The organism is Pseudoalteromonas sp. 19-MNA-CIBAN-0066, assembly GCF_040308705.1.
Lineage (GTDB): Bacteria > Pseudomonadota > Gammaproteobacteria > Enterobacterales > Alteromonadaceae > Pseudoalteromonas > Pseudoalteromonas nigrifaciens.
In genome coordinates this window covers 1-14957 of sequence record NZ_JBEONZ010000033.1, presented here as the reverse complement: position 1 = coordinate 14957, position 14957 = coordinate 1, and the positions used below count along the sequence as shown (strand labels likewise).

13 protein-coding genes are annotated in these 14957 nt (G+C 39.9%); 8 read left to right on the top strand and 5 right to left on the bottom strand.

Annotation, left to right across the window (positions count from 1 at the left end):
* Nucleotides 1-12: 12 nt before the first annotated feature.
* A complete protein-coding gene (locus tag AAEZ18_RS15205; protein ID WP_011329979.1) occupies nucleotides 13-1395 on the bottom strand; it encodes a Na+/H+ antiporter NhaC family protein in 1383 nt (460 codons plus the stop codon).
* A gap of 334 nt (nucleotides 1396-1729) precedes the next feature.
* Between AAEZ18_RS15205 and AAEZ18_RS15200 the strand changes: the two genes are divergently transcribed.
* Nucleotides 1730-2236: a GNAT family N-acetyltransferase gene (locus AAEZ18_RS15200; protein ID WP_350594986.1), complete on the top strand. Its 507-nt coding sequence runs from the start codon at nucleotides 1730-1732 to the stop codon at nucleotides 2234-2236.
* A gap of 16 nt (nucleotides 2237-2252) precedes the next feature.
* Here the strand turns inward: AAEZ18_RS15200 and AAEZ18_RS15195 are convergent, their stop codons facing one another.
* From AAEZ18_RS15195 to AAEZ18_RS15180, 4 genes are all read right to left on the bottom strand, one after another.
* The gene (locus AAEZ18_RS15195) at nucleotides 2253-2867 is read right to left on the bottom strand and encodes a PqiC family protein (protein ID WP_182677959.1); all 615 of its coding nucleotides are present in this window, start codon (nucleotides 2865-2867) and stop codon (nucleotides 2253-2255) included.
* Nucleotides 2867-4522 carry an intermembrane transport protein PqiB gene (pqiB, locus tag AAEZ18_RS15190; protein WP_179807142.1) on the bottom strand — a complete coding sequence of 552 codons (1656 nt, stop codon included), beginning with the start codon at nucleotides 4520-4522 and terminating at the stop codon, nucleotides 2867-2869. Before pqiB ends, AAEZ18_RS15195 begins: the two co-directional genes overlap by 1 nt.
* Nucleotides 4519-5748, bottom strand: a complete 1230-nt coding sequence (locus tag AAEZ18_RS15185; RefSeq protein ID WP_197182297.1) for a paraquat-inducible protein A — start codon at nucleotides 5746-5748, stop codon at nucleotides 4519-4521. The genes pqiB and AAEZ18_RS15185 overlap by 4 nt, the downstream gene beginning before the upstream one ends.
* Nucleotides 5749-5905: 157 nt before the next feature.
* A complete protein-coding gene (locus tag AAEZ18_RS15180) occupies nucleotides 5906-6721 on the bottom strand; it encodes an acyl-CoA thioesterase (protein ID WP_011329984.1) in 816 nt (271 codons plus the stop codon).
* Nucleotides 6722-6973: 252 nt separating this feature from the next.
* On the opposite strand from AAEZ18_RS15180, the gene dnaK reads away from it, so the two are divergent.
* From dnaK to AAEZ18_RS15145, 7 genes are all read left to right on the top strand, one after another.
* A complete protein-coding gene (dnaK, locus tag AAEZ18_RS15175; protein ID WP_086995747.1) occupies nucleotides 6974-8890 on the top strand; it encodes a molecular chaperone DnaK in 1917 nt (638 codons plus the stop codon).
* Between the two features lie 189 nt (nucleotides 8891-9079).
* On the top strand, nucleotides 9080-10228 hold the full coding sequence (gene dnaJ, locus AAEZ18_RS15170; RefSeq protein WP_350594983.1) for a molecular chaperone DnaJ: 1149 nt from the start codon (nucleotides 9080-9082) through the stop codon (nucleotides 10226-10228).
* Nucleotides 10229-10305: 77 nt separating this feature from the next.
* Nucleotides 10306-10767, top strand: a complete 462-nt coding sequence (ybaK, locus tag AAEZ18_RS15165; RefSeq protein ID WP_086995751.1) for a Cys-tRNA(Pro) deacylase — start codon at nucleotides 10306-10308, stop codon at nucleotides 10765-10767.
* Between the two features lie 56 nt (nucleotides 10768-10823).
* Nucleotides 10824-11075, top strand: coding sequence for a hypothetical protein (locus tag AAEZ18_RS15160; RefSeq protein ID WP_041454920.1), 252 nt, complete (start codon nucleotides 10824-10826; stop codon nucleotides 11073-11075).
* Nucleotides 11076-11239: 164 nt separating this feature from the next.
* On the top strand, nucleotides 11240-11503 hold the full coding sequence (locus tag AAEZ18_RS15155; RefSeq protein ID WP_058374978.1) for a CBU_0592 family membrane protein: 264 nt from the start codon (nucleotides 11240-11242) through the stop codon (nucleotides 11501-11503).
* 149 nt (nucleotides 11504-11652) lie between these two features.
* Nucleotides 11653-13383: a sensor histidine kinase gene (locus tag AAEZ18_RS15150; RefSeq protein ID WP_179807139.1), complete on the top strand. Its 1731-nt coding sequence runs from the start codon at nucleotides 11653-11655 to the stop codon at nucleotides 13381-13383.
* Complete coding sequence (locus AAEZ18_RS15145) at nucleotides 13376-14740, top strand: sigma-54-dependent transcriptional regulator (RefSeq protein ID WP_011329990.1); 1365 nt, start codon at nucleotides 13376-13378, stop codon at nucleotides 14738-14740. The genes AAEZ18_RS15150 and AAEZ18_RS15145 overlap by 8 nt, the downstream gene beginning before the upstream one ends.
* Nucleotides 14741-14957: the final 217 nt, after the last annotated feature.

Below are 14957 nucleotides of genomic sequence, written 5' to 3'. Positions count from 1 at the left end.
CATCACTAAAACTTAAGCCATTAGTAAAAAGCCTATCACCGCTAGTGCTGCAGCAATAAGCGTATAAGGCAATTGTGTAACAGCGTGGCTCATTAAGTTACAGCCAGCGCCTTGGGCTGCTAATACCGTTGAGTCTGAATAAAAACATGCTTGGCTGCCAAACGATGATGCTGATAATAACGCGCCAATGACTAATGGAATATTAGCATCTACCGCCGTTGCCAGCGGCATAACAATAGGAATAGACACAGCAAATATTCCCCAGCTTGAGCCCGTTGCAAATGCTAAAACAGACATTGCAATAAATACCACTGCAGGCAAGTAACCCGCGGTCATGTATGGGCTTAAACTATTAATAACATATTGCGGCAAGCCAATTAAATCGCACACATCTTTAAATATAAACGCGGCTATAACCGTGCCTATAGCCGGTATCATGCTTTTAAATCCATCGAGCATACGTTCAATCATTTCACTAAACGACATTAATTTTTGTAACGCATAAAATGGCAAAATTATAGCCATAGTGGCCAGTAAACCTTTATAAACGTCTATCTCAAAGTAAACGGTAAAGCCGACTAATAAAATAATAGGCAATAAAAAGTTATGTAATTTACCTTTAGGATCAGCATCTTCAAAATTTTCTTCTACTGCTTTTACCGCGTACTCGTCTGCTGTTTGTACTTCACTGTATTGCGCCGGATCGACTTGTGCTTGCTCAATTTGTGCCATCTGTTCTGCTTTTTTCATTGGGCCAAAAGCAGGGATCACTCCAAGTACCACTAACAGCACAACGAGTACCGCAAACCATGCGTAAAACATATACGGAATAGCCTGAATGTAAACAGCAATGCCTTTGCCTTCTTCAGCAATACCGTTATCTACGAGTAAACCACCAAAAAATACCGCCCACGTAGATAGGGGCACAAGTACGCAAATTGGTGCCGCAGTTGAGTCGACAACGTAGGCTAGCATTTCGCGGCTTACTTTAAATTTATCGGTAATGCGTTTCATGGTTTCACCCACAGTAAGCGCATTTAAATAGTCATCAATAAAAATAACTAATCCAAGGCAAAAGGTCATAAATAATGAAGAGCGTTTGCCCTTAGTGTATTTAAGTGCCAACTTACCAAATGCAGAAGCACCACCGGTACGGACTAATAAGGCGATTAACGCACCAAAACCACCACACACCAATATTAACCAGCCAATGGTTTCGTCACTCATTACTTTAAGTGAGGTGCTGGCAAAATTAGCCAATACCTGCGAGGGATCAGCCATTATGAGCCCAACAAGGGCACCAATTAATAAAGATAAAATAGGGCGGCGTAGTACTACAGCCAAAATAACTACCACTAAAGGCGGCAGTAAGCTTAACGCAGAAGGTTCAAGCATTTAAGTATTCACAAAATTAAAAGCATATTTAAAAATTTAAACTGCTTAACAAAAACAAAGAAGATGATAAGTTAGTTGTCTTATCACTTTCCAAGTCACTGCTTTTGCACGCGATATCACTAGGGAACTGTTATTTTAAATTAATAATCAGCAGTAATATACGTTGGGTTGGCGCCAGACGGTGCAAGGAGTGCAACCGCTTTTGTTATGCCTATAAAAACATCGGCGCAAAAGTAATCTGCTTTACATCTTCAGTCAACAAATAAATGCTTTAATTGACTCATTTTTATAATTTAGGTGACTATAGCGCTACAAACCAAAAGGATAACAATACATGCGAAGGCAATTTAATACCGAGCGATTAATTATTCGCCATGCTGTTGAAGCAGATGCTGACGATTTATTAAAGTTAGTAAATCAAAAAAGTTTTATAAAATACATTGGGGATAAAAAAATTTATACCCTTGAGGATGCTATAACCTATATTAAGCAAGCTTTTAGTGAGGCGCACCAATCGCAAGGGTTTGGCCCTTATGTGATCACTTTAAAAAATCAGCAGTTAGTGGGGGTTGTTGGTTTTTATAGCCGTGCAATGTTGCAGCACCCCGATATAGGGTTTGCGTTATTAACAGCGTTTGAAAAACAAGGGTATATTTACGAAGCTGCAAAAGCGTTAGTTGAAAATAAAAGTATATATGGCATTAATAAATTATGCGCCATTACCTCAATAGATAATAGCGCATCACAAAATGTGTTAATTAAGCTTGGCTTTAAGCCACAAGGGCAAGTAATAATAGATAAAGAAAGCCGCAGCGTTGTTTCTTTATTTTTATATCATTAAATAATTTTAGTAATGATTATTTAAACCGCGTTTGTTCAATTTGCTTGGCTACTGCTAGGTTGATTTCTTGCCAGGTTTTTTCAAGCGTTGCTACCAGCGCATCATAGCCGTCACCGTCGAGCTGCGTTACATTAGCAAAATTATGCAAACTTAATAAGCGTCGGCCTGTTTCGGGGTGGGTATAATATAAACGCCATAGCCCAGATATATCTGCGTTGCCTTGTAGGTCGCCATTAAAATGATGAATTTCATATTCTAATTCATAAAAAGTTTGTTGATCTAGCTCGGTGATCACCGGTAAACCTTTTATTACCATCCAGTTAGGTAGGGCATTAAAGAGTGTTTGTTGTGCACTTACGGTGAGCATCGAATCAGGTGACTCACCCCATAAATGGTAGTTTGCAGCATGAATTTGATTGTGATCTATTTTCATCGCAATGCCGCGATTATTTAAGGCACCTCTTAGTACAACTGTTTGTACTCTTAATTGTGCATCAGTTGCACTTACGTCTCTAGAGGAGGCAACAATAGGTTGTTCAAACTGATAATACGCGATGGTAGTTTGAATTGATGAACTACAACCGCTAAGCAGTAAAGCGAGTAAAATAACAAAAAAAGATGATTTAACCATTATTGCTTCCTTGGTTTTGGATCTGCGGGTAATGCTTTATCAAATATAAACATATTAGGCTGCTCATTTAGGCCTTTAGTTAGCGGCTGTAGCTGCTCACTTAAACGTTTAAACTCTTGCAAGGTTTGCTGTAGCTGATTATTAAACTGCGAACCTGCTTGATAGCTGGCCATGGTTTTATCAAATTGGCGCATAGTGACTTCAAATTGTTCCATACTCTTGGTCATTTTTTTGAAATTTTGATTAAAGTCACCCGGTAAATTTTGTGTGTCTTTTTGGTTTAGCAAATCGCGCATGTCGTTGGCCAACCCTTGGTAGTCGCTAAAAGTGGCTTGCATTTGTGCTAAGCTATCTTCGATTTTTAGCTCGTTTACCTTATTAAGTACATCAGAAACCTGATCGGCTAATACAGTAATACCGCTAGATATACTTGGAAAAACATCATATTGAGCCAGTTTTTCTAGTTTTGCATCAGGCGCATCTGTATAAATGTCAAAGTCGACATACACAGCACCGGTAAGTAAATTACCCGGTTTAAGCGAAGCGCGCATACCATTGTTTACCCAGCCATTTAAACTCGTTTGCCAATACTCTTTAGCTAAATCGTTATCGTGGTATAGGCGCCCATATTCTATTTTAATAAGCACAGGTACAGCCGTATTTTGGTTTTTAAAGTGAGCTGGTTTGCCGTTAATAATCACATTGGCAGGGGCTTCTACTACTGTACCAATTCGAGTTCCTCGGTATTCAACCGGAGCGCCAGCGCGCAGGCCGCGAATTGATTGCTCAAACTCAATAAGATAGTAGTCAAAGTCGTAAAAGCGCTCTTCTAGTGCTTCTTTATAGCTTTGACTAAGCGAAAAGCTATGCTCATTTTGGGCAATATCGCCAGGTGCTTGTTGATCGGGTAAGCCCACCGATATACCGCCTTTTAAAAGTTTACTAAGCGATCCGGTATTAATGTTTATGCCATCAGCAGAAAGGTCAATTTCTATACCAGAGTTAACCCAAAAAATAGAATTTAAGGTGATCAGGTTTTCGTAGGGTGCTTTAATAAAAATACCGTACTTCATGGCTTGGTTTTTCCAATCAAATGTCGCGGTTTCTATTTGCCCAATTTTATAGTTTTTGAAAAATATACCGGTACTTACTTCAAGTACCTCAGCGTTGTAGCTTAATAACTTAAAGCGTCCGCCTTTAACATCTTTACCAATTAAGGCAGGCTCGTCTTGTAGTTCAAACTTTTCTTTTTTCTTTTTACTTTCTCCAGGCGAAAACTCTAAATATACACCTGATAAAAGCGTACTCATGCCACTAATGCCGGTTTCATCTATACGCGGTTTTACCACCCAAATTTTGGCATCTTCGGTGAGTAAGTTATCGTAGTTTTTATCTATTTGAGCGCGGGCAATAACACTGTCTTGCGAGTCGGATAAACGCACATGATCTATTTGGCCAATTTTAACACTGCGTACTTTAATTTCGGTTTTTCCCGCAACTATCCCCTCCGCTTGTGGCATGGTTATATAAATAGTGGGGCCTAAATTAGTTTGGTATTGATAAAGCATCCAAACACCCACAAACAGGGCAATAACGGGAATAATCCAAATTGCAGAAATTTTTGATTTTTGTGTAATATTAGCGGTTTCGGTCATGCATTATTCTCTGCGTTATTATTTTTAGGTGAATCCCATAGCAAACGTGGGTCAAAGGCGTGAGCTGCCATCATTTGACATAGTACCATAACAGTAAAAAAGGCAACGCCTAAGCCGGGCGTTACCGACATTAAGTTACCCAATTGTACCAAAGCAACTAAAATGGCCACAACAAACACATCAATCATAGACCATTTCCCAATAAATTCAGTTAGTTGATAAATACGTGTATACCCTATGGTGTGATCATTTGCGGGTTTGGCAACCATAAAGCACAAAAAGCTCAATACTAAAGCCTTTGCAAGTGGGACTACAACACTGGCAATAAATATAATCATGGCAATAGGGTATGAGCCATTTTGCCACAGTGCAATAACACCAGCAATTAAGGTTGAAGGGCTTTCATCACCTAAACTGGTGGTATACATAATGGGTAAAACATTGGCTGGAATATAGCAAATAATAGAGGTAATTAACCAAGCCGTAGCTTTTTGTACACTGTTGGGGTTTCTAAGATAGGTTTTACTATGGCAACGATTACAAACACTTTGCGTGCATAGTTGATGGCACACATGACAAGCTTTTATATCGTTATCAATGGCGCGATGAGTAAGGTTTATATTTTCAAGTTTTTCTACTGGGCCAATTTGTGCCCACAAGCGGGGGCGGTTTAAATGTGTTAACGCACTAATATATAAAATAACAAAGCCCACATAAGCCCAAAAGCTCACCCCAAAACTAATATCGGCGAGAGACATTATTTTAACCATACTAACAAGTACGCCAATGAGAAAAATCTCCGACATAATCCAAGGTTCAAGCGCTAGGGTAAATTTTAATAATCGTCGAGCAATACCTTGAGGTAGCGCTCTAAGCGCACCTAAGTGTAATGGTATTAGTATAATAAGTAAGCTCATAGGCAGGGCTATAATACTTAAATCAATAAACAGCCCTAATAAGTTACTATCATAATTAAATAAAATACGCGCGGCATCGGGCAAGGTTATAGTTTGCGTAATACCACTGCTGCTAAACGAAATAAAAGGATAAAACATGCTGCTGAGTAGCATTAGCAAGGCACTAAAGCTCAGCGCTACAACTCGGCTGTCGTGATCTGTATCTGAGTCGGAAACCTTATGCCCGCAATGGGGGCACGTTGCGACATTTTTAGCCTCAACCAGGGGGACCTCAATAATATAGTCGCAACAAGGACACGCTATTTGCAAAGTGTTCGCTTAGAATTAAACAAAGAGTTAAATTTTGCTATAATTATCGCCTAAATACAAATGTTATAACTGTTGTTGAGCGTAATTAATTATTAGTTAAGAGTGCATTGCAGTGGCACTCGCTACATTATATATAGCTAATACCACTGCTTATACATCAATCAAATAATGCCACTGTTTGGCGAGTAAGGGCAATCAGCTCACCCGATTGCGACCAAATACAGCCGTCTTCTAAGCCGTAACCACCTTTTGCATGATGGGTAATTGCTTCAAAGCCCAACCATTGACCAGGAGTTAAGTTAGGCGCTTGCACAAACTCTAAATACCACGACATACTACTAGCAGGCGCTGGTTGTTTAAACATTTGTAATAAGGTAGGAGGCCATGCATCGGTTAGCGCTATAACATGTGCTTCTGTAATGGCCGCTGGAGTTTCTTTAAAGCGCATCCACCCACCTAAATGGGAGGTTTCTGCACTGCTAAAAGGCATAGCACCTTGTTGTGGGCATAAATCAACATGTTGAAAAAACTCCGGCATTTGCCCTTGTATAAATGGCAATGTATGGCGCTCATTAACTTCCTGTAAGCCTAACGACTTTGCAACGGGTACATTAATAGCTGAGTTGCGGTTACTAGCAAAGCAGGCTTGTACAATTACACACACTTGTTCATTTTGAATTGCTTTGGCCAGTACTTGAGTACTACTTTTGCCTTCACGCAGTATTTCTACCGATAAAGAAAATGGCGTATCGGCAAGCAGCGGGCCAACAAAGTTAGTACTTAAAGATAATAACCGGCGCTCACTATTTACTTGAGCTCTCATTGCTTGATATAAAAGTGCTGCAGATAACCCACCAAAAGCGGTGCGCCCTTGGCACCAATTAGCTTCAAACTGCATGGTGTTTGCCACATTATTAGTGTCGTCTTGATTATTAATATTAGCGGCTTGTTGCAGCAAATGATCGAAATTCATTAGTTAGCGTGTCCTTAAAAGTACGAATTACTAAATATATAACACAGCCAAACTTGTCAGACCAGCAATAAAAGTTCAATACAAACGGCGTAAAAACCAGCGTTGCTGCAAATATTGCACTTTATTTAGCTTATTTTGTAAAAAAATCAAAAAAATGATATTTTTTTCATTTTTACAGTTGAATTAAGTTTGCAGCATCCCTATTAACTAGTCATCGAACGTATTAATGAATATTGAAGTTGGAGAAATTTCATGGGTAGAATTATTGGAATAGACTTAGGTACTACAAACTCTTGTGTTGCAGTACTTGATGGTGGCAAAGCACGTGTTATTGAAAACGCGGAAGGCGATCGCACAACCCCGTCTGTTATTGCTTATACGCAAGACGGTGAAACTTTAGTTGGTCAGCCAGCTAAGCGTCAAGCGGTTACTAACCCAACAAACACAGTATTTGCTATTAAGCGTTTAATTGGTCGTCGTTTTGAAGACGAAGAAGTACAGCGCGATATCGGCATCATGCCATTTAAAATTGTTAAAGCCGATAACGGTGATGCATGGGTTGAAGCGGGCGGCGAAAAACGCGCTGCACCACAAATCTCTGCTGAAATCCTGAAAAAAATGAAGAAAACGGCTGAAGACTTCTTAGGTGAAGCAGTAACTGAAGCGGTTATCACAGTACCGGCATACTTTAACGATTCACAGCGTCAAGCTACAAAAGATGCGGGTCGTATTGCTGGCCTTGAAGTTAAACGTATCATCAACGAGCCAACTGCTGCAGCACTTGCTTACGGCATGGACAAAAACCGTGGTGAAAACATTGTTGCAGTATACGACTTAGGTGGCGGTACTTTCGATTTATCAATTATTGAAATTGATGAAGTTGAAGGCGAGCACACGTTTGAAGTACTTGCTACAAATGGTGACACGCACTTAGGTGGTGAAGATTTCGATAACCGCGTAATCAACTACCTAGTAGCTGAATTTAAGAAAGACCAAGGTCTAGACTTAAAAACTGACCCACTTGCAATGCAACGTGTTAAAGAAGCTGCTGAAAAAGCGAAGATTGAACTATCTTCTGCACAATCTACAGAAGTAAACCTTCCGTATGTAACTGCAGATGCAACAGGTCCTAAGCACATGAACGTGAAACTAACACGTGCTAAGCTTGAGTCACTTGTTGAAGACTTAGTAACTAAGTCAATTGAACCATTAAAACGTGCACTTGCTGATGCTGATTTATCAGTAAGCGACATCAACGACATTATTCTTGTTGGTGGCCAAACACGTATGCCTTTAGTACAAAAAACAGTTGCTGAGTTCTTTGGTAAAGAGCCACGTAAAGATGTTAACCCTGATGAAGCTGTTGCAGTAGGCGCGGCAATTCAAGGTGGTGTACTAGCTGGTGACGTTAAAGACGTACTATTACTAGACGTTTCTCCATTATCTCTAGGTATTGAGACAATGGGCTCGGTAATGACAGCACTAATTGAGAAGAACACCACGATTCCTACTAAGAAATCGCAAACTTTCTCAACTGCTGAAGATAATCAGTCTGCAGTAACAATTCATGTACTGCAAGGTGAGCGTAAGCGTTCAAGCGACAACAAATCTCTAGGTCAATTTAACCTAGAAGGTATTCGTCCAGCACAACGTGGTACACCACAAATCGAAGTAACATTCGACGTGGATGCCGATGGTATCTTACATGTATCTGCTAAAGATAAAGATACAGGTAAAGAGCAAAAAATTACGATTCAAGCATCTTCAGGCTTAAGCGATGAAGAAGTGGAACAAATGATTCGTGATGCTGAAGCGCATGCTGAAGATGACAAAAAATTCGAAGAGCTAGTAGCGACTCGTAACCAAGCAGATGCAATGGTTCACGGTACACGCAAGCAAATTGAAGAAGCTGGCGATGCACTTCCAAGTGAAGACAAAGAAGCGATTGAAGCGGCTGTAGTTGACCTTGAAGCCGCTATTAAGAGTGACAAGAAAGACGAAATTGAAGCTAAAACTCAAGCGCTTGCTGAAAAGTCTCAAAAGCTTATGGAAATTGCACAAGCTAAAGCTCAACAAGGTTCAGCTGACGCAGGCGAGCAACAACAATCTGCTAAGCAAGATGACGACGTAGTTGATGCAGAGTTTGAAGAAGTTAAAGACGACAAGTAATTGTTGCTTACGCTTCTAGCTAACACAAAGCACTATAACTTAGTTAAGTGTTTAAGTTAGAATGAACGATTGAGGCGCGCAGGCAATAGCTTGACGCGCCTTTTGCATGAGAATTAGGTGGTAAATCGATACGATTTATCGGTTTATCAAGCAGCCTAGCTGCAAATAGAAAAGAGTAGTGTGGTAGATATGTCAAAACGCGATTATTACGAAGTCCTCGGCGTAAGCAAAGATGCGAGTGAGCGAGACATTAAAAAAGCGTATAAACGCTTAGCGATGAAATATCATCCAGATCGTACTTCAGGCGACAAAGAGCTTGAAACAAAGTTTAAAGAAGTAAAAGAAGCTTACGAAATATTGACTGACCCGCAAAAACGTCAAACTTACGACCAATACGGCCATGCAGCTTTTGAACAAGGCGGCGGTGGTGGTCATGGTGGTCATGGTGGTTTTGGCGGCGGTCATGGCGACTTTGGCGATGTTTTTGGTGATGTTTTTGGCGATATTTTTGGTGGCGGCGGTGGTCGACGTCAATCTCGTCAGCAGCGTGGATCTGATTTGCGTTACAACATGGACTTAAGCTTAGAAGAAGCGGTTCGTGGTAAAGAAGTCGAAATTAAAATACCAACCTGGGTAGGTTGTGATCCATGTGATGGCAGCGGTGCAAAGGCTGGCTCTAAGCCAAAAACATGTACTACGTGTCATGGTGCTGGGCAAGTACAAATGCGCCAAGGCTTTTTTGCTGTTCAGCAAACGTGTCCTACGTGTCAGGGGCAAGGTCAGATTATTTCTAACCCTTGTGATAGCTGTCATGGACAGGGCCGCGTAGAAAAAACGAAAACCTTATCGGTTAAAATTCCTGCGGGTGTTGATACCGGCGATCGTATTCGCTTAACGGGCGAAGGCGAAGCGGGAATGCATGGTGCGCCTTCTGGCGACTTGTATGTGCAAGTATCTGTTCGTGAACACCGTATTTTTGTACGTGACGCAAATAACTTACATTGTGAAGTTCCTATTAGCTTTACTACAGCGGGTCTTGGTGGCGAAATTGAAGTGCCAACACTTGATGGACGCGCTAAGCTGAAAATTCCTTCTGAAACACAAACGGGCAAAATGTTCCGTATGCGTGGCAAAGGCGTTAAATCTGTTCGCAGTGGTGCAATAGGCGACTTAATTTGTAAAGTGGTTATTGAAACACCAATAAACCTGAACGAACGTCAGCGTGAATTATTAGAAGAATTAGAAGAAAGCATGGGCAAAGATAGCTCAAAAAACCGTCCTAAAGAGCAAGGCTTTTTTGACGGTGTTAAAAAGTTTTTTGATGATTTAACTAAATAATTAATGTGTTTTATAATATTAAACGGCGCTTTTTAGAGCGTCGTTTTTTTTTGCTTAAAATAATAGCGTAGCAACATATGACACCAGCAATAGAGTTACTGAAAAAACAAAAAATTGGTTTTGAATTATTAAGCTATGAGCACGATCCAAACACCACTAACTTTGGCCTTGAAGCAGCCCAAAAGCTAAACCTTAATAGGGATCAGGTTTTTAAAACCATAGTGCTGGAAAACCAAGATGGACAGCTCATAGTCGCCATTACACCTGTTTCTCAGCAAGTTAACTTAAAGCTGCTTGCCTCATTGTGTGGCGCTAAAAAGGTAGCTATGGCTGCGGCAAAAAAAGTGCAAGCAAGCACAGGTTATGTATTAGGAGGCGTGAGCCCACTGGGACAAAAAAAACGTCTTGCTACTTTTTTGCACAGCAGCGCTGCACAATTTGCATGTATTTATGTAAGTGCAGGTAAACGAGGCTTAGACATTGCAATTAACCCCCATGAGTTAGCCAAATTAACAGCAGCAGTGTTGGGGGAATTTTAATCAGCATTGATTTTATAACGCTTAGTTAATTAAATTACTGCAAAAATGGAGGACAAATGGCAAAGCCAAATAAAAAAGGGCCAACCAAAACGGTCGATATATTTTGCTCAAGCTGCAGGGCACCTTTATTTAAGTATCGTAAAGGGGGGAAAGGTGCGTTAGTTAAATGTTTTATTGAGCGTATTAGCCAAGACTATACTAAGCAGCCTTGTATTTGCCCAAAATGCGAACGCCCATTTGCGCGGCCCGCGATTATTAAAGGCACTGCTGCGTATAAAATGATTGGTGGAAAAGTCACTTTTAAATAAAGCATCTGTTTATTTCAATATTCAGATTAGAGCGGACATAAGCCCTTGATTGAATTTGCTACATTGATAAACTTAACCGGTTTTGCTGTTTCAATGATTGAAAAATACCCTCCCCACGGATCGGGCCAGTCAATTGGGTTTTTAAAATGGAAAAGGATAGACGTGTGATTGCACTTTTATTTGATATTGTAGGTATGACGGGTACTGCTTTAGTAGTGGGTTCATTTTTTTTGTTACAACTAAATAAAGTATCACCAGCGAGTTTGCTTTATAACATGATGAACTTAACCGGCGCTATATTGCTGCTTATTAGTCTTTGTTATAACTTTAATTTAGCCAGTTTTGTAATTGAAATATTTTGGATTGCAGCCTCTTTAATTGGTTTATATAAATATGTTAAAAATAAACCAAAGCTAGCCAAAGCTTAATTATACTTTTATACCGTGAAATTGCCTTATTTCACGGTTTTTATGTTTTTAATACAATTGTTAACAAAAAGTTTATATCTCTCTTTGCATTATGCAGATAAACTATACCCCATTATTAATAGCTAACATTACCCGTTTTATAGGCGTTTATGTTCTTCATTCCTAAAAAAATTATTTTCGCATTTTTATTGCTACTCTTGTTGTTAACATTCACTTTTTGGTTTGGTCGAATACATGACTTAGAGCAAGCAAAAAAACAAGCCGACCAACAAGTAAGCCAATTAAATAACTACATTGATAATGAGCTTGCTCGATTTGCTGCGATCCCGCAATTACTCACCAATAACAACTTACTCATTCGCTTTACTAATAATGAAGAAGAGCATTATAGCGCTATTAACAACTACTTAGCGGATATACAAAAAGCCAGTGGCGCATCTGATATTTATATACTTAATACTCAGGGCGAGGTTGTTGCGAGCAGCAATTGGCAGGCCGATTATACTTTTTTAGGGAATAACTTTTCATTTCGACCGTATTTTAAACAAGCATTTGCGGGTGAAAAGGTAGCTTATTTTGCGCTTGGTCAGCGTTCAAAAGAGCGTGGATTATATTTTTCGCAGGCTATTTATCATGAAGGTAAAGCAATTGGGGTTGTGGCGCTAAAAGTAAATGTTGCTAAGTTTGAAGACGACAGATCGCTGCTTAATACGGCAGCAGGTAGTCATTTTTATTTACAATTAGCAGATAATGTTATTGCTATGTCGGATGAGCCTAATTGGCGTTTAAACAGTTTTCAAGAGCTGGATATTGCAGCCAGGCGGGAAATAAATCAACGTCGTGCTTATTTAGATTACCAGCCGGGTCTTATTCCTTTACAACAATTTAATAGCCAAAACATTGCACAATTTAAAATTGCTAAGCGTTTATATGTAGTGGCCTCTAAGCCATTAAAACACTTTAATGCTCAAATGAACGTATTAGTAGATGTTTCTAACATAGCAGCCATGCAGTTACCTCGGTTGTTATGGTTGATGATTTTTTATTGTGTGTTTATTTTTATCGTTTATAGCTTACTTGCACGTTTTGCTGGTTATAAAAAACTACTTTATTCTAGGCACAGTTTAGAGCAAAAAGTGATTGAGCGTACCCAAGCACTTGAAAAAGCTCAAACCGCTTTAGTACAGTCTGCAAAACTTGCCACCATAGGGCAATTAAGCGCAGGCATAAACCATGAAATTAACCAGCCTTTGTGTGCCATGAACGCTTATTTAGCCAGTGCAAAAATATTGCTAAATAAAGGTAAGTTAACAGCATTAAACGAGAACTTAGTCATTATTGAGGGCTTAGTAGAGCGGGTGCATAAAATTGTTGCGCAATTAAAACACTTTAGTAAACCTTCAAAAATGCAACTAAGGCCGCACCCTTTGTCGGCATTATTAAATAACGCTTTAATGATCACTCATTCACAACTAAAACAAGATGATATTAGCGTTATTCCTCCGCAGTTTGAGCAAAATATTACCGTTTTGGTCGACTCGCTTAAGTTTGAACAAGTATTAGTTAACGTTATTACTAATGCATCGCAGGCAATGAGTAACTGCGCAACGCGGCAATTAAGTTTTGAAGTTGAATGCTTTGATGGACGCGTAAAACTATCGATATTAGATACAGGATCTGGCATAGAACACCATACTTTAGGCTCTATTTTTGAACCATTTTATAGTACCAAGTCGAGTACCGGTTTAGGCCTTGGTTTATCAATATCTAAGCAAATCATCGACTCGTTTGATGGTCGTTTAAGTGCGCATAATCGCCCAGAAGGGGGGGCGCAGTTTATTATTTGTCTTTGGAGTACTGCGGAGTCACAACATGATTGAGCCACTGCTTTGTAAACAGGTAATGGTTATTGATGATGAGGCGATGATCCGCGATTCGTTAAATCAATTACTCACTTTGGAAGGCTACCAAGTTCAATGTTTTAGTGATGGGGCAACGGCGCTTAGTCGCTTAAGCCGAGGCTATAGCGGCGTGGTCCTTAGCGACATTAATATGCCAGCAATGGACGGGCTTACGTTACTTGAGCAAATAAAAGCGTTTGATAGTGAGTTACCGGTTATATTTTTAACTGGGTATGCCGATGTGTCGGTGGCGGTAAAAGCGATGCAGTTAGGCGCTTATGATTTATTTGAAAAACCCCTTAACGAGCATTTAATAGATTGTATTGCCAGAGCGTGCGATAAACGCAGCCTAGTAATGGAAAACCGCGCTCTTAAACGCGCGGTAGAAAAAACCTCAGCGCCGGGTGTGCGTATTTTAGGTGATACGCCTAAAATGCAGCACATGATGAAGCTGCTTAATACCGTGATAGATACTCCTGCAGATATATTAATTGAAGGTGAAACCGGGACTGGCAAAGAGCTGGTTGCACGTTACTTACATGACCACAGTAACCGTTCAAGCTGTCAATTTGTGGCGATTAACTGTGGTGCTGTGCCAGAGCAGCTCATAGAAAGTGAACTGTTTGGTGCTGTAAGCGGTGCATATACAGGGGCCACAAAAAATAGAAAGGGTAAATTTGAATTTGCCCAAGGTGGCACTGTTTTTTTAGATGAAATAGAAAGCACCCCGTTGTCGTTACAAGTAAAGTTACTGCGTGTACTAGAGGAGCGAAAGGTAACGCCGGTTGGCGCTAATCATACCGTTAACTTAGATATTCGCATTGTTGCTGCTACTAAAGTTGATTTGCTGGCATTGGTGAATGAAGGTGGGTTTAGAGCCGATTTATATTATCGCCTTAGTTTGGTCAAAGTAAGCATTCCAGCGCTGCGCGATCGAAAAGCTGATATTCCTTTATTATTTAAGCATTTTAGCTCAATTGCGGCAACGCGGTTTTACAAACCACTTGGGGCATTAAATGTAGAGTTAGAACAACGTTTATTAGCCTATGACTGGCCAGGTAACGTGCGTGAACTGAGAAACCAAGCAGAACGAGCAGTATTGTTAGGGCCTGAATTAGCATTTGCGCAAAGTGATTCAGCTGATCAACAAGTGTTATCACAAGATTTAAGTTTGGCCGAAAAGGTCAGTTATTATGAGCAATCTTTAATAGAAGAAGCGTTAGAGCGTAACCATGGCAGTATAAAAAACACCATGGGCACGCTGCAAATTGCGCGTAAAACCTTGTACGACAAAATGAGTAAATATGGTCTAAACCGGGATATGTTTACTGATTAGGGCATGTAGTAGTGTGCGATAAAGGTGATGTTTTTAAATAAAAGTGTGCGGATATCCGCACACTTTTTTGCTTTAAAAACAGTGTTAATCATTTAACTTGCTGAAATTTATGTTTATTTAGTAGTTGGCCATCATTTTGCTTCTTGAATTCAAGTATTAAGTGCAATCATTATGCAGCCACCAGAACTTCTGATTGCCCCGTAAATAATTCATGAGG